This is a genomic window from Microcystis sp. LE19-131.1A (assembly GCF_027532015.1).
In the GTDB taxonomy this organism is placed as follows: Bacteria; Cyanobacteriota; Cyanobacteriia; order Cyanobacteriales; family Microcystaceae; genus Microcystis; species Microcystis ichthyoblabe_A.
In genome coordinates, this window is sequence record NZ_JAPZSS010000022.1 from 1 (window position 1) to 18,806 (window position 18,806).

General features: G+C 42.9%; 15 protein-coding genes and 1 pseudogene. 8 read left to right on the plus strand and 8 right to left on the minus strand.

The window, feature by feature from the left end:
• A partial coding sequence (locus tag O9323_RS02095; RefSeq protein WP_288124623.1) for a transposase occupies positions 1-197 on the plus strand: 197 nt, incomplete at its 5' end.
• Positions 198-231: 34 nt separating this feature from the next.
• On the opposite strand, the gene O9323_RS02100 is transcribed toward O9323_RS02095, so the two are convergent.
• Positions 232-657, minus strand: coding sequence for a PIN domain-containing protein (locus O9323_RS02100; RefSeq protein WP_002755345.1), 426 nt, complete (start codon positions 655-657; stop codon positions 232-234).
• A complete protein-coding gene (locus O9323_RS02105) occupies positions 644-844 on the minus strand; it encodes a hypothetical protein (protein ID WP_002755343.1) in 201 nt (66 codons plus the stop codon). Before O9323_RS02105 ends, O9323_RS02100 begins: the two co-directional genes overlap by 14 nt.
• A 544-nt stretch (positions 845-1,388) precedes the next feature.
• Here O9323_RS02105 and O9323_RS02110 point away from each other — a divergent pair.
• Genes O9323_RS02110 through O9323_RS02120 form a run of 3 tightly spaced genes read left to right on the plus strand, consistent with a single transcriptional unit; the run spans position 1,389 to position 3,783 of the window.
• Complete coding sequence (locus O9323_RS02110; protein WP_002755340.1) at positions 1,389-2,135, plus strand: pseudouridine synthase; 747 nt, start codon at positions 1,389-1,391, stop codon at positions 2,133-2,135.
• Positions 2,136-2,161: 26 nt separating this feature from the next.
• On the plus strand, positions 2,162-2,923 hold the full coding sequence (locus tag O9323_RS02115) for a helix-turn-helix domain-containing protein (RefSeq protein ID WP_002737528.1): 762 nt from the start codon (positions 2,162-2,164) through the stop codon (positions 2,921-2,923).
• A gap of 8 nt (positions 2,924-2,931) precedes the next feature.
• Entirely contained in the window at positions 2,932-3,783 is an 852-nt protein-coding gene (locus tag O9323_RS02120; RefSeq protein WP_002755339.1) for an ADP-ribosylglycohydrolase family protein, read from the plus strand.
• A 207-nt stretch (positions 3,784-3,990) separates the two neighbouring features.
• On the opposite strand, the gene O9323_RS02125 is transcribed toward O9323_RS02120, so the two are convergent.
• The 3 genes from O9323_RS02125 to O9323_RS02135 all read right to left on the minus strand — a co-directional run bounded on the left by O9323_RS02125 (position 3,991) and on the right by O9323_RS02135 (position 9,888).
• Entirely contained in the window at positions 3,991-4,983 is a 993-nt protein-coding gene (locus tag O9323_RS02125; RefSeq protein WP_002755338.1) for an aldo/keto reductase, read from the minus strand.
• A 155-nt stretch (positions 4,984-5,138) separates the two neighbouring features.
• The gene (locus tag O9323_RS02130) at positions 5,139-8,204 is read right to left on the minus strand and encodes an efflux RND transporter permease subunit (RefSeq protein WP_288124624.1); all 3,066 of its coding nucleotides are present in this window, start codon (positions 8,202-8,204) and stop codon (positions 5,139-5,141) included.
• Positions 8,205-8,427: 223 nt separating this feature from the next.
• Positions 8,428-9,888, minus strand: coding sequence for an efflux RND transporter periplasmic adaptor subunit (locus tag O9323_RS02135; protein ID WP_288124625.1), 1,461 nt, complete (start codon positions 9,886-9,888; stop codon positions 8,428-8,430).
• 263 nt (positions 9,889-10,151) lie between these two features.
• Here O9323_RS02135 and O9323_RS02140 point away from each other — a divergent pair, with 263 nt between their 5' ends.
• Positions 10,152-11,516: an SUMF1/EgtB/PvdO family nonheme iron enzyme gene (locus O9323_RS02140; RefSeq protein ID WP_288124626.1), complete on the plus strand. Its 1,365-nt coding sequence runs from the start codon at positions 10,152-10,154 to the stop codon at positions 11,514-11,516.
• A gap of 329 nt (positions 11,517-11,845) precedes the next feature.
• Positions 11,846-12,445, plus strand: a pseudogene (locus O9323_RS02145) (transposase).
• A gap of 368 nt (positions 12,446-12,813) precedes the next feature.
• Here the strand turns inward: O9323_RS02145 and O9323_RS02150 are convergent.
• A complete protein-coding gene (locus O9323_RS02150) occupies positions 12,814-14,373 on the minus strand; it encodes a hypothetical protein (protein ID WP_288124627.1) in 1,560 nt (519 codons plus the stop codon).
• Between the two features lie 140 nt (positions 14,374-14,513).
• On the opposite strand from O9323_RS02150, the gene O9323_RS02155 reads away from it, so the two are divergent.
• The gene (locus O9323_RS02155) at positions 14,514-15,005 is read left to right on the plus strand and encodes a hypothetical protein (protein ID WP_002755330.1); all 492 of its coding nucleotides are present in this window, start codon (positions 14,514-14,516) and stop codon (positions 15,003-15,005) included.
• Here O9323_RS02155 and O9323_RS02160 read toward each other — a convergent pair.
• Both O9323_RS02160 and O9323_RS02165 read right to left on the minus strand, forming a co-directional pair.
• Positions 15,002-16,036 (minus strand): M42 family metallopeptidase, encoded by a 1,035-nt coding sequence (locus O9323_RS02160; protein WP_002755328.1) that lies wholly within the window; start codon positions 16,034-16,036, stop codon positions 15,002-15,004. The genes O9323_RS02155 and O9323_RS02160 overlap by 4 nt on opposite strands.
• Positions 16,037-16,151: 115 nt before the next feature.
• A complete protein-coding gene (locus O9323_RS02165; protein WP_288124628.1) occupies positions 16,152-17,489 on the minus strand; it encodes a helix-hairpin-helix domain-containing protein in 1,338 nt (445 codons plus the stop codon).
• 362 nt (positions 17,490-17,851) lie between these two features.
• Between O9323_RS02165 and O9323_RS02170 the strand changes: the two genes are divergently transcribed.
• Positions 17,852-18,121, plus strand: coding sequence for a hypothetical protein (locus O9323_RS02170; protein ID WP_288124629.1), 270 nt, complete (start codon positions 17,852-17,854; stop codon positions 18,119-18,121).
• The last annotated feature ends 685 nt before the right edge of the window (positions 18,122-18,806 follow it).

Genomic DNA, 18,806 nt, shown 5'->3' on the forward strand with positions numbered 1-18,806 from the left:
GTGTTTTTACCAAGAGTTGTCAAACAATCCGAAACTGGTTTGGAGAAATCATTAGTTATTTCGAGCGAAGGACAACTAATGGGGTGGTCGAGGGAATCAACAATAAACTTAAACTAATAAAACGGAGAGGCTATGGCTTTAGAAACTTTCGGAATTTTTGGGTTAGAAGTATGTTATCTTGGCATCTTGTATGTTGATTTAGCATAAAAGGTAACGAAGAGCCTAATTTTATTACTTAAAGGGATTAATAATAGTGAATTTTTTATTAATAATTAAACCATCCTGCATATCTTCTGAATACAAAATATTTGCACCAGAAAATGAAGCGCAAGCAATCACCAAACTATCCCAAAATGATAGATTATATTGAGTTCTCAGATTAGATGCAGATTCAAAAATATCAAGATTAAATGAGATAACTTGATATTTTATATAAAAGGAAACAATTAATTTAAACAGTTGTTTTTCATCAAGCTTATGCTTTTTAAGTAAATTACAAGAAACCTCATTAATTATTTGGGTACTGATAATGATGGACTTTTCTTTAATTAATTGTTTCGCTAATATTCTTTTAGTTTCTTCTTTTTTATCAGTAGAAAAAGCATAAAGCCAAATATTAGAATCAACAAAACAACTATGATTTTTAAGTTCTGTCATAAATTTCTTCTCGTTTCATAAATTCTAAATTATCAACCTCTATAGGATTTTCCAACAGGTATTCAATCATATCAATTTCAGTTTCACTTTTACTGAGTTGATTTTGAGTTTTAAATGCGGCAATAAGTACCTGTATCTGCTGAATTTGTTCAGGTTTAAGTCCAGTTACATTAATATTTTTAATCATGGCTACCCCGGAATGATTTTTACTTTAATTATACTAATTATACCCTCTCACAATAATGCTCTTCCTTTTTTACATCTTTGACCAAAATTATCGGTGTTGATGAAGAGTTATTATAGCCTAGCCTTTCAATTATAACCAAGAGACGCAAACTCCGTCACTTACAGTTTACCGCTTGGATAACCGAGAAATAACCCGTTTAAAGTCATATCCCCCCGTAAGGAAAATTAACCCGACTTTTTTAACAATTGTCGGCAAAATTTTGCTTGCTTTTTTCACGGCTTTTTGAGATGATCTTTTTATAAGACTTTATATATAATGGAGTGTTTGAGTCGAGAAAAAAATGCACAGATTCCCATTATAAGAAAAGTATAACCGAAGCCGCCGCCCAAGTCAAGGGATCACTCCTCTTTTTTTTCAGAAGTTTTCCAAGAAAAAAATCAAAGAGGCAGCTGGAGATATTCGGTTTTTCTTCACTTTTTGGGCGAAAAAAACCCTTTTAGGATGCCTATAATAGGAGATAGAAAGGGTTAAAAATTAAAAAAAAATGGCGGAGAGAGTCCAGAAAATCCTTGCCCAGTGGGGGATTGCCTCCCGAAGAAGGGCGGAGGAGATGATTGTGGCCAGACGAGTCAGACGGAATGGCAAAATCGTGCAGTTAGGAGAAAAAGCCGACCCGGAAAAAGATCACCTAGAGATAGACGGAAAAAAAATTGAACCGGCCAATCGTCCCAAAAGATTGTATATACTGGTCAACAAACCCATTGGCGTGGTTTCTACCTGTAAGGATCCACAAAACCGGCCGACGGTGATTGACCTTTTGCCCGACTCCCTCGCCAGCGAGACGGGGTTACATCCCGTAGGAAGGTTGGACATCAACACCACTGGGGCTTTACTCCTCACCAACGACGGTCAACTCACCCTCACCCTCACCCATCCCCGTTATCATTTGCCCAAAACCTATCGGGTTTGGCTAGATGGTGCGATTGATACACTTGCTCTCCAGCGTTGGCGAGAAGGTATCCTCTTAGAGGGAAAAAAAACCTTGCCCGCACAGGTTGAGATACTCAAGCAAACCGACCAAAAAACCCTACTAGAAGTTATTTTAGTGGAAGGAAGAAATCGGCAGATTCGCTCTGTAGCTGAAGAATTAGGTTATCACGTCCTGAAACTTCATCGCAGTGCCATCGGTCCTATTAAACTAAACTCTGGTAATAATTCCCCCTTACCCTTGGGTCATTACCGTTTTTTAACCCTTGATGAACTGAAATATTTAAAAAACCAGATTAACTAAGCTGAAAGTCAGCCCCTAATAGCGATATGTTTCGCCTTCTCCAATCACAACTTGATCCCCAGCATAAACAACGAACCAAATTACTGGAAATCGGCGTTTATTTGCAAAAAAATCGCCTAGAACAGTCCCTTTCTCTCGAGGAAATTGCCCAGAAAACCCTAATCCCGCGCCATCGCCTAGAAGCACTGGAAGCGGGGGATTTGGAGGCATTGCCCGAACCGATTTATATTCGTTGGTTAATCAAACAATTTGCCGATAGTCTGTCCCTGGATGGTGAGACGATTAGCCGGCGTTTTCCCACCAAGGTCAATAACTTTTTCAGGGGAACAAAACCATCTTTATCGCTGCCGAGTCTTCAAATTCGCCCGATTCATCTCTATTTTCTCTATTTAATCTTAGTTATTGGTTCCGTACAAACCCTATCCCACGTCCTGCAAAAATCGGTACTGCAATCGAATCGCTTACCACCGCCTTCCTTGCCACAACAGCAAATTGTCCAACCGAAAAGCAACCCCCTTCAACCAGTAGCCAACAAAACCAGCAATAATCAGCAGCTGGTGGTGGAGGTAAAACTGGAAGATGACTGCTGGATGCGGGTGGTGGTGGATGGCAAGACAGAATTTGAGGGTGTGCTGCCCCAGGGAAGCCATCGCACTTGGCAAGCAAACCGAGAATTAACCGTGAGAGCGGGTAATGCCGGCGGGGTTTACGTTGCGGTTAATAATGCCAATGCTAAACAACTGGGGCAACCGGGCAAAGTCGGGGAAGTCACCTACCGGGCAAATTGAGCTAATTTATGCAGAAGGTCTTTTCACCCCTTGATCGCCTTCAGGGAGGGTTAATCGGGGCATATATTGGGGAATCCTTGCATAATCAACCCCTAATACCAGCCTTTAACTATGAGGCTACACCGAGGACGACCCTGCTTTTGCAAGCTCTGCAATCTCAGGAAGATTTGCCCATTGCGATCGCAGCTAGGCAGCAGTCGGAATCGGCGTTATTATTTGTGCTGTTGCCGGAAATTTTAACCTGGCCTGACCATGGAGAACGTTGGCAAGCTAGATTAAATTTTTGGCTGAAAAAGGGCTTAATTTCCGAGTTAACCCGACAAGAAGCGATAATTTGGGGAGAGGCGGTAGGTATGTTATTACAGGGAAAAAGGCCTTTAAATCAGTTAATCGGGCAATTACTAACTATTAACCCCAAGAATAAGCTATTAGAGCAGATTCAGTCAGCTTTAGGGCAAAATCGTCCCCTAGAGTCCACTTTATCGACTTGGGTGAAAGATAGCTCACCTTTAGGAATTGCGATCGCAGTTTCTCTTTATACTTTTCTGCAAACGAGCGAGGATTTCGCCGTTAGCGTGCGTCGCGCTAATTCTAGTCCCTATCAACGGCAATTAACCACCACTTTAGCGGGAATTTGGGCGGGATTGTACAACGGTATCGAGGGGATTCCCCTAGCTTGGCGGCAAAATTTGCCGAAAGAGCCAGTTAAACAGCAATTAATCGATAAAGCTGGGGAAATCTATCGAATTTCTTTGGGTGTATCTCCTCATCTTGTCCTATCTCCTCATACTGCCGTCGCTTACGGGGGAACAATCCAACCCCGTCCTAGCTTAAAATTGGTCTCTCAAGATAATAATTAGGGTTTGCTGAATAAATCTAGAAACCTTTTTGGATAATATCTTTAGGCTTTTTTGACCTCAAAAATTGCTGGTTTTTTGAGTAATCGGGGGGAAATTGGCTCTCTTATTCTTTGTCTGATCAGTTTAACTTATAAGCGATCAATCTTTGTGTCCTTTGTGTCTTTGTGGTTCTTTCCACACCCCACCAACAAGCTTTTTCAGCAAACCCTACTTAGTTTGAAAGATATTTTGTACCATTTTTTTATCCAAACCCGCGGCAATTTTATCTAATTCTGCTATTTCCCCGCTGTCTAAACTCCATCCTAAAGCACCTAAATTATCCTCAGCTTGCCGAACATTTTTAGCTCCGGGGATGGGAATTGTTCCCTTACAGATACACCAATTTAAAGCAACTTGGCTAATAGTTTTATTTTTAGCTTGGGCGATAACTTTTAGGCAACTAATCAGAGGAGAAATAGCGGGAATTAATTGACCAAAAAGGAAGCGACGTAATCCGGGGGGTAAGTTTTTATTATCTCGATATTTCCCGGTTAATAAACCCAAAGCTAAGGGACTATAGGCAATAATTTTAATACCAAATTGATCACATAGTTCCTTTAATCCTAAGTCAGTGAGAGGATAGGTAGAAAGGAGAGAATACTGTACCTGTAAACTGGTAATAGGAATGCTGCGACTGGCAAACTTTTGATAGGCAGACTTCAATCTTTTCGGTCCAAAATTGGATAAACCGACTCCTTTAACTAACCCCTTTTCCAGACAATCCCCCAATCCGTCTAATAATCCCCCCTCCTGCCATGGCGCATAATTGCCCGTTGACCAGTGCATTTGCACTAAATCCACCGGGCGGCCTAATCTGGTTGCCGAAGCTTGACAAGCTTTCACCATGGCATGACGGGTTAAACGCCAAGGATAAGGGGCGAGTTTGGTGGCAATACGGATATGATCAGCGTTATAACCGCTATATTCCCCTGTAAAGCGTCCTAATAGCTTCTCACTCTGTCCGTTGAGTTTGCCTGTCCCGTAGGAGTCTCCCGTATCAAATAGGGTGACACCCCGCTCGACGCAGAGATTAAAAACCGCTTGTAACTGGCTATCCATACTCTCATCATAACCCCAGAGAAGACGATTTCCCCAGGCCCAAGTACCGCAGCCCATGGGGGGAAGAGATAGAGTTTGATGTGTGACTGTCAAGGGATTCATGGGTTAGTTTCTCTGGGTTTTTTCTCAAGCTTTCAGCAAGATATTTTATACTAAATCTGGTTATTAAAGACTGATTATTTATTCCCCTTTTTGCATGAGTGCATGAGTAGAAAACGGGTTTCTCGGAGAAACCCGTTTTCTGTGCGGTATTACTACTAAATCGACGTGGGTTTTTGTTTAACAAATAATCCCCGCAACCAATAGTAAAAACTATCGATATAAGTAAAGATTACCGGCACAACCACCAAAGTTAACAGGGTGGAAGTGGTAAAACCACCAATAACAGCAATTGCCATCGGTGCGCGAATTTCCCCATCTGCACCCAAAGCTAAAGCAATCGGTAACATCCCGGCAATTGTGGAAACGGAGGTCATAATAATTGGTCGTAAACGAGAGACTCCCGAATCAATCATCGCCTTAAATTGCGGTTTCCCAGCCTCAATGCCACTCAGGGCAAAATCTACTAACAGAATCGCATTTTTAGTGACTAACCCCATCAGTAAAACTATGCCAATTAAAGCGTATAAACCTAACTCTTTTTGGGTAATTAAAAGAGCGATTAAAGTACCACCAATCGATAAAGGAAGGGAAGTTAAAATCGCTAGGGGATAGAGAAAATTGTTATACAATAAGACCAGAATCCCATAGATAGAAATAATTGCTAAACTTAACGCTCCCAAAAAACGAGCGAAGATATCGCGCATAATACGAGCATCGCCAAAGGGTTCTTCTGTCACCTCTGGGGGTAGGTTTTTCATGATTGGTAAAGCGCGAATTTGTGTCACCGCACTTCCCAAAGAAACTCCCTCTAAATTAGCTCCAATATTAACCTGACGTTGACGGTTAAAGCGTTGAATTTCCGCAGGTCCACTACCTAAGCTAATTGTCGCCACCGAGTTAAGCGGTACTAACGTCCCATTACTGCTAGGAACGCGCAAATTTTGCAGAGTTTCTATCTCGCTGCGTCCATCATTGGCAATTTTCACCCGGATGGGAATTTGTCGGTCAGCAAGGTTAAATTTAGCTAAATTAAACTCATTATCGCCGATTAAAGCTAAAGATGCAGTACGGGCGATCGCTCTGACTGAGACTCCCTGATCGGCAGCTCGGACAGGATCCGGTTGAATAATGATCTCCGGTTTAACTAAACTTACCCCGGAACTGACCTCGACAAAACCGGGTAAAGCCCGCATTTCTCGCTCTAATTTTTGGGCAGTTTGGGTTAAAATATCGCCATTTTCACTTTTTAAAATAATAGCGACATCCTTAGTGCTTCCTGCTCCCCCCTGCGCCCGAAAAGTCACTCTTGCTCCCGGTATCTTCTGGAAATCCCGACGGGTTTGTTCCTCAAATTGCCGTTGAGTTAGCGATCGCTGTTCCTTAGGAACCAAATTAACATATATTAAGCCCGTATTTATCCGTCCCGAATCTCCCGGAATAGCCAAAACATTAGCGACGGCGGGATTTTTTTGCAGTAAACTATTCACCTGATTGGCCACGGCAACAGTATCATTCAAAGTCGCACCGGGAGGCAATTCTAGGCTTATGGTACTTAATCCAGTATCCCCAGAACTAAATAATCCTTTTGGAATCAAGGGAACTAACTGTAAACTACCGATAAAAAAGGCCAAAGCCGCCAATAAAGTCAGGATTCGATGACGTAAAGCCCAAGTTAACAAACTTTTGTAGGGACGAAAACGGGGGCGCGAGGAGGGATTACTATCACCGGTTTTGAGCTTTTTCGGCTGTAAAATATAGGCACTTAACATCGGGGTGACGGTGACAGCGATCAAACTGGAAAATAGGGTAGAAACCGCCACCGTAACGCCGAAAGGTTGAAAGAATTGGCCCGGCACACCGCCCATAAAAGCAACCGGCAGGAATACCGCCATAATTGCCGCCGCACTGGCTAAAACGGCTAATCCAATCTCTTTTGAGGCATCAAAGGCCGCTTGCAGGGGTTTTTTACCCATAGCTAAATGTTGATCGATGTCCTCCACCATACACACCGCATCATCCACCAGATTACCCAAAGCTAAAGCTAACGCCAGTAGAGTCATGCCGTTAAGGGTATAATTCAGGGACTGCATCACCCAAAAAGTCGGGAAAATCGACAAAGGCAGGGCCAAACCCGTGATAATCGTGGCGCGCCAATTGCCTAAAAATAGACCCACCGTGATCACCGTCATCATACAACCAATCAGGAGATCGCTCAGAAGACTTTCGTAACTAGCACGAATTGAGTCAGCACGGGTAAAAATTAATTGAAATTTAATATCTTCGGGCAGTTTTTTCTTTAAATTCTCGATTTCTTGACGCACTGCTGTTTCTACCGTGACCAAGGTGCTGCCAGTCCCCCGTAAAATCGAAAAACCCACCACTGGCTGCCCATCTAAGAGGGCCATTTGTCGAGGATCACTGGAACTATCGCTAACTGTCCCTAAATTGCTTAAGGGGACGCTATCACCGTTAGGTAAAGAGATTTGATAATTTCTTAAATCTTCGATCGTTTCAGCGCTGCCGAGGGTGCGGACAGTTTGTTCACTGCCGGCGATTTCCGATCGCCCTCCGGGTAAATTAATATTAAAACTACGAATTTGGTCATTAACCGCCGTGGCCGTGATACCGTAGGCGATCAGACGGCCGGGATCTAAATCTACACGCACTTCTCGATCGACTCCCCCAACGCGATCGACTCGTGCTACCCCCGGCACTCCCGTTAAAGCGCGGCCAATTTGACGATCAACTAGATCACTTAATTCGGCGATCGATCTTTTCGGGGAGGAGATGGTATAGTTCATCACCGCACCCCCGGCAAATTCTAAACGTTGGACAATTGGATCATTAGTATCTTGGGGTAAATCCTGCCGAATTTGCGCTATGGCATTACGCACATCATTGGTAGCGCGATCGCTGTTAGTGCCAAGGATAAAGTTAACGGTGGTGGTGCTGCTGCCTTCGTTAACGGTAGAAGTAATTTGATCGATATTACCCAAAGCAGCCACCGCATCCTCGACTTTTTTGGTGACTTGGGTTTCCAATTCCTCTGGACCTGCACCCGGTTGATTAACGGTGATAATCACGGCCGGAATGTCAATATTAGGAGAGCGATCGATCCCTAATCCTAGAAAGGCAATGTATCCCATTAAGGCCATAACCAGGGAGATCAGGATCGTCGGAATGGGGTTTTTGATAGACCAATTAGAAATATTAAAAGCCATAATTTCAGTTATCAGTTATCAGTTATCAGTGGGTAAGTTATCAGTTACCAGATGTGAGTTTTCAGTTACCGGTTATCAGTTATCAGATTTGAGTTTTAAGTTTTAAGTTTTGAGTGAGCAGTATGTATTAAGTGAGCCTGATCAAATGGCAGTTTGCTACTGTCTTTTCACTGATCACTGATTACTGATTACTGATTACTGATTACTGATCACTGATTACTGATTACTGATCGCTGATTGCTGTAATTTTGTCGCCATCACCGAGATAGGCTGCCCCTTTGACCACAATGCGATCGCCCGCTTGTAAACCGGTGAGAATTTCCACGCGGTTATTCGGCATAATTTGACCTAATTGCACAGTTTTGGCGGTAACAGTGTTATCAGGTTCCACTAAATAAACTAGAGCTTGATTATCTTTTTGGGGTAAAACTGCGGTCATGGGGACGGTTAAACTATTGCTAGTATTCGTCACGATCGCACCTCGTAAAAACATCCCCGGTTTTAACCCTGTATTGTCGGTTAAATCGACTTTAACCGTTGCCTGACGGGATGCCTCATCGACGATGGGATTAATTTCGCGCACCTGTCCTGATAATTTTAAACTGGTATTAGCATCGGAAGTGATAGTAACGGGCGCTCCGACGCGGATTAAGGGCAATTGATTCTCAGGAACCCGCAATCTTAGCTCTAAACGCCCATTTTCGATGATTTTAAAGAGAGCATTTTGACCGTTGGTGGTATCCCCGATGCGGCCATTTCTTTCGGCAATTTTGCCACTGACTGGGGAAATCAGGCGCGTCTCGTTTAATTGGGCTTTAACTATGGCTAAACGGCTTTGAGCTTCCGCTAATTGGGCTGTAGCTTGGGCTATCACTTCAGGACGATTGCCGGCTTGCAATTGTGCCAGCTGCTGCTCTGCTTCTCCTAAACGAGATTGGGTCTGTTGTACGATCGCCGCTTTGTTTCTTTCTTCGTTGAGGACTTCATCGAGACGATCCCGGGCGATCGCTCCTTCCGCTTCTAAACTTTGGTTTCTCTGGACCCGTTTTTTAGCCAAATCCCAATCCGATCGAGCTTGACTAATTTCGGCTTTTATGCGTTGAATAGTTTGTTTAGCTCCAGCGATCTCCTCTTTACGGCTCCCCGCTTGCAATTCTGCCAAACGCGCCCGGGATTGGGCGACATTAGCCTGTGCTTGGGTTAATTGCGCTTGTAGGACGGTATCATCGAGACGAGCGAGAATTTGACCTTGGCTAACGATATCACCCTCATCGACAAAGATTTCTTTGATTTGTAGTCCCGTCGCTTGGGAAAGAATCGGGATTAATTCATCGGCTGCCACGCTTCCAGTCGCTTTCAGGGTGCGGGCCACGGGAGTAGATTCTACCCTAGTGGTGGTTACTGTTTGTGCCGGTGCCTCATTTTTTCCCGCTACGGGCTGAGTATTGGGGTTTTGGGCTGTTTGGGGTCGATTAGCGAAACGAGTCGCCCCTAGGGTCAATAAAACCCCCAATCCCACACCGATAAATAAACCCTTTCCTCCCGATAGCCAAGAGTTGGTTTTTGTCGGTTTTGGCGAGTATTCGGGTTTCTCTGGCTCAAGTTCGGGTTTAAATGCGATAACTTCGGGAACTAGCGAATTATCGGCTGAATGCTGGTTATTTTCTAGGGTATCTGGCCGCACGGTCTGCCCTCTCTGTAGATTCTGGATAAAATGTTAAGTTTTGTATCCATTTATAATCTAACGGAAAAAGGTCGCGGGTGGGGAAAGTGAGAAAGTGGACTTGGTGTAAAAATCCCAAATTGTCCTGGTTGGTGAGGAATCAGTAGTTAGGAGACTCCGAGACAGGAGAATTAAGAATGAGTAATAATCAATTAAATGGTTTATTTAGAGATTTTCTGCCAGTTAATCTGGCTCTCCCCTACTTGTGGTCATAAGAAAAAGTTATGAAAAAGTCAGAGATCCAAATTTTCTTGGCCCATGCCAGTGAGGACAAACCAGCAGTTTTGGCACTGTATAACCGCCTTAAGCAAGCGGGATATAAACCTTGGTTGGATAAAAAAGACCTGATTCCGGGTCAAATTTGGCGAGATGAAATTCCGAAAGCGATTAAAGCTAGTCAGATTTTTCTGGCCTGTCTGTCAGGGAAATCGGCTAATAAACAGGGATACATCCAACGGGAGTTGAGGATTGCACTTGATACCTTGGGAGAGATGCTACCGGGGACAATTTTTTTTATTCCCATGAGGTTAGAAGAATGCGAAATTCCTGATCTGCGAATGTCAGAAGTTGGGTTGAATCTGCGAGATATTCACCGGCTTGATTATTGGGAAGAAGACGGATTTGAGCAACTAGAAAGAGCAATTGGCTATCAGTTCAAGCTTGAACCAGAAGAGCCAAAACAACCGGTAATCGTTCCAGAAGAGCCAAAACAACCGTTATCAGTATTTAACTTTGAGGTGGTGGGAGTAAATGCGAAGGGTGAGCAAATCAAAAAAGAGTCGAAACAGTCCCAATATTTCAGCGAAGATTTGGGCAATGGCATTACCTTAGAAATGGTCGCCATTCCGGGGGGAACTTTCCTGATGGGAACGGAAGACGAGGAAATCGAAAGACTGGTAAAAAAATTTGATTGGGAAGGATTTAGATGGGAAAGACCACAACATCGAGTAACCGTTTCTTCTTTCTACATGGGACGTTATCCCATCACCCAGTCCCAGTGGAGAGCGATCGCTGCAACCGCTAAAATAGACATCGACCTAGAGACAAACCCTTCTAACTTCAAAGGGGATGAGCTACCCGTAGAAAGTGTCAACTGGTATCAAGCAACGGAATTCTGTAAACGACTATCAAGGGAAACAAAACGGGAGTATCGGCTACCGAGTGAAGCGGAATGGGAATACGCTTGTCGTGCTGGAACCACCACCCCGTTTTACTTTGGGGAAACCATTACGGGGGAATTGGCCAACTGCCGTGCCAGCGAAACCTACGCTGATGAACCCAAAGGAGAATATCGAGAAGAAACGACTCCCGTGGGACAGTTTCCCCCTAATGCCTTCGGACTGTACGATATGCACGGCAATGTCTGGGAATGGTGTGCCGATACTTGGCACGATAACTATGACGGTGCGCCGACGGATGGCAGTGTCTGGATAAAAAATGGGGATGATAATCATTCTTCTCTGCGGGGCGGTTCTTGGTACTTCAATCCTTATGACTGCCGTTCCGCTTTCCGCAACTTCCTCAACCGCCGCGACGACGTCAGCAACTGCGGTTTTCGGGTGGTGTGCGGTGCTGGGAGGACTCTGTAACTCTTTTCCCCTTTTTTTCCCTTTTTACCCTCATTCCCTATTTTTTCTTTTTTCTTTTCTTTCCCGCCCTTAGGCGGGTCGATTTTGTAGGGGCGAACTGTGGTCAGTGAGTTTATCGAACTGCGTTCGCCCACCGGCAATAATCGGGTTAATCACGGGATTTGGTTTTTTTGGGGTTTTTTGGTGGGGGTTGGGCGCACGCGGTGCGCCCCTACGGGTTTTGGGGGGGTTGGGTTTTTTGGGGGTTTCAGGAAAAATACGTCGGTGTGAATTGCGATCGCTTATGATGGGAATTGATAAGAGGTTTTGTTAGTATTGCGGGAATATATATGACCTTTGATCCTGAAAAACATCATCGTCGTTCTATTCGCCTCAGAAATTATGATTATTCCCAACCCGGAGCATATTTTGTCACTATTTGTACCTACCAAAAACAATCCTGGTTTGGAGAAATCAAAAATGGGCAAATATACCTTAATCAATTAGGAAAAATTGTCGCTGATGAATGGCTAAAAACCTGCAAAATTCGACCTAATTTTAAATTGGATGAATGGGTTATTATGCCCAATCATTTTCATGGAATTGTTATAATTAATGATTATTCTGGCGACGATCAGAGTTTGGGCGCACGCGATGCGCCTCTAGATTTGGGCGCACGCGATGCGCCCCTATAGCAGAAACCGAATTCTTTATCGTCATGTATTGCGGGGTTTAAATCGGCGGTTACTAAACGAATTAATTTGCTTCGACAGAACACAGATACTCCTATCTGGCAACGCAATTATTATGAATCAATTCTTCGAGATGAAAAGTATCTAGCAGTTGTTCGAGAATATATTATTAACAATCCCAAAAACTGGCCAAATGATCGAGATTATCTGCCAATCGATCAACAATCACAAGAATTATATTTAGATTTGTTGTTTTAAGCGAGAATATAAAACAGTAGGGGCGAACCGCGTTCGCCCAGAGCCAATAATTAGCCCACCACCAATATCGAATTAATCAAAAAATTCAATTTTGTTTATCTGTAGGGGCGAACCGCGTTCGCCCACCCCCAATTATTAACCCACCACCAATTTGTGTAAGGTTTCTAGCTTTTGATCGAAATCTTTTTCGAGATTATCTAGCTTTTGATCAACATCTTGCTGTAAGGTGTCTAGCTTTCGATCAACACTTTGAATACTATCTTTAATTTCCTTAAGGACAGATTCGAGGGAATAGGGAATGGTTTCTGCTGTTATGGCGGTTAACTCCTATCAGTCGAGAGATAATGTAATTATCGATAAAAATCCTCTTAATTCTCCACTTCATTTTTTTCGGGAAATCCCGCCTCATCTTCTAATTTATCGCTGATTTCTGGCAGTTTTAGCAATATTCCAGCGAATAACCAATAGTAAACAGAAACAGGCTCGACGGAGAGAGGATAATAGTAGGGATTATAGCTAATAAAAAGTATAAAAATCCAGATACAGAGACCCCAATGCTTTAAAGCGGGATTTTTTACTTTTAAATAGGCTTTAAAGGTGAGAATACAGAGAATTGTCACCAGTGCCATAAGAGCGATAAAACCGACGATACCGATTTCGTAGATAAGTTTAGCGTAGTAGGTTTCAATTAGTCTTATCCCATCTTCCCCCACTATATGACGAGCGCCAGTGGTGGCTGTGCCTAAACCAAAACCAAAAAGCTGTAAATATCTTAAGGCCCACTGCATTTGATTGCCTACAAAGTCAATGGGAGACGAATATAGCCAGCGACCGATAAAATTTAGCCCTCTTTCCCGAATAAAGGGAATTAACATCACCGCGAGCAGGGAAAGTATCGCCACAATTACCAATTTTAATGGTAACTTTTGCTTATTTTTGCTAGTAGCAATAAAAAGAACTAAGTAAAACAAAGGTACTAGCAAAAAAGGTAATCTTTGTCCAGAAACCAGAGTCGCAAGGAAGACTAAAACTATGGCCACCCAACCAGCGACGCGCCATCTTTTTTGTGGATCACTAAAACTGGCTGCGTAACTGATGACGCTACTAGATACTAAAAACCAACCCCATTGCCAAGGATCGGAAAATGTGCCGGGGAGACGAATTAAGCCTCGATCGGGATTATACAACACCGAACCCCCGACAAAACATTGAGCTTTCAAGCTGGCTTTGGCGGTAATATCTGGATAAAATTGGGTATCGGATTTCGGGGTACTAACTTCTAGTTGATTGAAGAATTCACTATCGTGACAGATGCCTTGGAGGAGTAAAAAGTATTGAATTAGAGCTAAACTGCAACAGACTAAGATCATCACGATTAAAAGCCGATTAACCACGAATAAATCCCGTTTTTGCTCGATTAAATAGTAGCCACAGAGAACCAGGGGAATATAACCGAGGATGGTTTTTAATCCCACAATTCCCACAACAATTGATCCTTGGGGCAGATTGACAAAAAGAAAAGTTATCAAGCTGATGGCAAGTAAAATTAAAGCCGTGAGGAGAAAAGGCTTGATTTGCGGGCTTAATTGCTTAAAAGTTTTGGTTTTAATTAAAATTGCCGCTAAAGCTGGTAAATAAAAGGCATCCTTGGCGATTTTGTAGAGAGCATAGGATGGCTCTTCACCAATGAAGTTGCCCTTTACCTGAAAAACTCTCACTACGGCAAAAGTGACGGTATTACTCAGGGGAAGATAGATGAGCAGGGCTAATAATCCCAGACGGGGATGGATAAAAGAAGCAACCATGGCAGGAACTGCCAAAATACCTAATAAAGATGCTTTTTCGTCAAATAAAATCCCCAAAACTACACTAATTATTGTGGTGGCGATCACTAATATAGTTAGTGACAGGGAGTTACTCTCTTTCATGCCGTACAGCTTTAACAGGTTTAGCAGAAAGTCTAACAGATTTTTGTCAAGATTCTCATTCTCAATGGCCGAGAGTTTCCTTTTGCTTCTTACCTGTTGCTATACTTATGTAAGATTTCATTTATCTCGATCTTGACTCCGTGGCCGAAAATCTTTCTTTTCAAGACCTTTATCAAGCTGGAATCAGTGCCTTTGAGCGTGGACAATATCGTCTTAGTATCCAGCAATTAAATGCGGCTTTAGCCTTAATTTCCTTAGGATCTCGAGCAGGGGGTGAGATTCAAATTTGGTTAATTTCTGCCCATCAGGGGTTGGGAGAGGGGGAGAAAGCTAGTGAAATCTGTAGGCAACTTATTACCCATCCTATCTATCAAATTCGCGAACAGGCCAAGCGTCTGCTTTATATTATCGAAGCTCCCCGTCTCAAACGCCCAGATGAGTGGATGACGAAGATTCCCGATTTAGAGAAACTTCCCGATAGCGCACCGCAATTTAAAAAGGGAACAAATAAACAGAAAAAAGAAGAACCCCCCGCACCCATGCAGTTAGAGCAGCATAAAAATACTGTTTTTATCGGACTAGCGATCGCTATTATTCTATTGATGCTCTGGTTTTTTGCTAAAAATAGCTAAATTAGTTGACAATAAGCTTGTAATATGCTAATGCAGTTGGCTATGGCTCCTAAATGGGCGATTTCATAACCGTGGGTGTTTTGGGTGGGAAAACCTAAGCAAGCGGCCTTAGCTACATGACCGAATTTCATGGCAATGGAGGCATCGCTACCAAAACCACTAATAATAGCTAATTGCAGTGGTATTCCCGCCTTTTCGGCCGCAATTCGTAATTCTTGATTTAATTGCTCATCATAGATACCGTAACCATCCTGAGACAATAACACAGGACTGCTGCCATCCTTAATCGGATATTCAGGAGCGAGGGGACAGATTTCTAGGGCAATTAAAGCATCTAAGCGGTTATTTGCGGTAAAAAATAAGGCCCCTAATGCTCCTACCTCCTCCTTAGCTGAGGCAACCAGATATATATCCACCGCAGGGTTAATTATTCTGGCCGCTAATGCCAAAAGAATCGCCACGGAAGCTTTATTATCAAGGGTATAACTGGCAATGTAGTCTTTTAGTCGCAAGGGTTGTTTTCGGTGTTTTCCCACCACGACTCGACTACCGACGCGCACCCCGCAAGCGTCTAATTCTTCTGGAGTCAATTTCGTCTCTATCCATGCGGATTCCCAGGTGACGGGAGTGTTTTCCTGCTGCACTTTTTGCGGGGATTGATGGGAAATATGACGGGAACCAAAGGAGAGAATCCCCGATCTGGTTCCTTTATCACCGATAATATCCACCACTCCCTCTCCGTAAATCCAAGGAAAAGCTCCCCCGAGTTGGCGAATTTGCAGAGTACCATCGGGATTAATTGCTTTGATAATAGCCCCAATTTCGTCTTTATGACCGGTAATAGCAATTTTTTTAGTCGAATCCCGTCCTCTAATCTTGCCGATGACATTTCCCGCTTGATCTTGCCATGTTTCTAATCCTAACTCTTGAAAGCGTTCTAGTAAAAAGCGATCGATTTCCGTTTCCATCCCACTAGGAGAATGATGGAGGACAAGAGTGGCAATAGTGTCAAAGAGTTGATCAAAATCCATATTTATCTTGATTTTGTGGGTGGAAAAAGAATTATTATCGAAACCGGAAATCGAAAAGGTTTTACAGAAACAATATTGGCGCAATCATGGCCTTTGGGTGATTGCCAGTTAGCATTTAATGATTAATCAGAGGTGCGGAATTAGCCAGAAAACCGGCAACTTTCAGAGACTCTACCACTGAATTGTCATCCTCTACCCAATAGTTTTGTCCTAAACGCACAAATTGACGCTGAGTTCCCGCACCGATGGTGGCAATAACGGGAACTTTTGCCTTTTGTTTGTCTCCCGATTGCAGAATACTTTTAAGAAGATTTTGACGATTTTGGTTGACGACATCTTGCAGCGATAAATTAACCATCACCATTTTAATGGTTTCGATCGGTTCGGCATCTTCGATAATTAATTGTACCCGATCATCTCGGCGATCCACTTTTCCCCACACCATTAAAGTTGCTTCCTCCACTAATAATTTTTGCAGACGTTCGTAGCTATCGGAAAAAACCACCGCTTCCGACTGTCCCGAGGCATCTTCTAGGGTTAAAAAGGCCATGGGAGTCCCTTTTTTGGTCATAATTTTCTTGACGGCATTTAATAGGACAATGGCACTGACTTTTTTTCTGGTTTTGTGTTCTTCTAAATCAGCTAAATTGATGGGAGATAGGACTTGAGCGGCTCTTTGTAAAGCTTTTAAAGGATGTTCGGAAACATAAAAACCTAAATGTTCTTTTTCCAGTTTTAACTTTTCCTGTAGGGAAAAATCTTCCACTGCGGTGGCACTGGGAGACTGTTCAAACTCGGATTCTTGTTTATTTTCTATGCTCCCTCCTAGCATATCAAAAATATTCATTTGACCACTTTCTTTCTCTTTGGTGCGTTTTTGCGCCCAAGCAACTACTAATTCTAAATCTTCAATTAATTGATGGCGATTAGGTTGAATTTTATCAAAAGCACCACAATAAATTAGCGTTTCTAAAGCTCTTTTGTTGATCACTCGCAAATCAACACGCTCGCAAAAATCCCCTAAAGAAGTAAACTTTCCTCCTGTTGCTTCCCGGGCTTTTAAAATAGCCTCGATCGCATTTTCGCCCAGATTTCTAACTGCGGACAAACCAAAGAGAATTTTGCGCCCAATCGGGGTAAAATGTTTTTGCGATCGATTGATGTCGGGAGGTTCGACATCGATATTCATTTTCTGACAGTTTTCTCGATACTTTTCCACCTTATCCTGATTATCGCTACTAGCAGTTAGTAACGCTGTCATATATTCCACAGGATAATTAGCTTTTAAATAAGCAGTTTGATAGGTGACGTAAGCATAAGCGGTAGAGTGAGATTTATTAAAACAATTGGAGGCAATTAACCCGTTGCCCAGCAAAAAATTATGATCTTTCTTTACACCAATATCGTAAACGGGTTTTCTTCCCAAGGATTGACGACTGATAATTTTAACCATATTAGTAACTCAACTCTCCAGAGATTTTTACAACGGTGCTAATAGAAATATGGCATTTCTTTGCCAAATCAGGCCGCCAAAGTCCCAAAAATGGCTCTCTTATTCCTTGTAACATAAGTTTAACTTATATAAGAGCGATCAATCTTTGTGTCCTTTGTGTCTTTGTGGTTCTTTCCACTAGCTCGCCAGCAAGACTGTATCTTAGAATACATTTTACCCACCAAACCTAAGAGAGCCAAAAAACCTTGCCCCTGAGGGCAAAGGCCTGTATCGTACCTTGACGAGAGGTCGGCGCTCGGTAGTTCACCCATTGTGTTATAATCCTGGCCAAGCCATCAAGGGATTTGAAAAGGAGTAACACCATGAGTCTATCTTCAGAAGCCTATCGCCAAGCCCTCGTGCGGGATGGAGAACGGCGCTATCAGGAATGGCACCAAAATTATCACAACCAATGCCGTCAATCAACGGCTGAATACCAAGCTCGTTCTGCCCAACAACGCCCAACAAAGCCCTGGATTTCCTCGGAAGCCTACCGCCAATTTTTAGTCAGAGATGGGGAGCGGCGTTTTGCGGAATGGCATGGCGAGTTTTTAGACTATCAAAGACAATTTCTGGCCAGTCAATCCACCTAAACGGATGTCAACCAATCCGCATTACAGCAATCTCTGAAAATAGTGGCTAGAGTCCAGGAAAAAATGGCTAATACCAATTCTCAATAGTCGTGACTAACATCCCAAAGTGCAATTCCTTTCTCAGAGAGGGATTGCTCTTTAGAAATGATCAACTAAGTCTGTCATTACTTTTGAAAAATGATACAAAAATGAATAAGTCCAGAATGCAAGACCTATCACGAATGCAGCCAAGAATTTAAGATCAGAAGGAATAAGAATCCTGTCAACAAATGCTGATGGGCAGTCAGGAGTTTAAGCTTGTGGAGAGACTGTAAGACTCGTTGGGACTCTCTCAAAAAGCAGGTTTCTGTGAAGCAAGAATTTCCCATCACACATCTTCGCATTGTGATGGCTAGATTGTCAAGTCTGTCCACCCCTGGTCCGGGCAAATAACACCTAAGATAGCGAACGTTAAAACTAAAATTTCAATACATTTGTGCCTTAAGCACCTAAAAGCCTTGCAAAGCAAGGCTTTTACTATTAGTTGATTCGTTCTATGTAAGATAGGGAGCATCCCAATTATGTAATGAGTATAAATGCTCAGAAGGGTAAGAAGGCTTTTGTAATAACGATTCTGGTTCCAATCACACAATTTAGAGAACCGTTGAAAATCTATGAACTCCCGAAAAGGCTTGCCATATAAGTA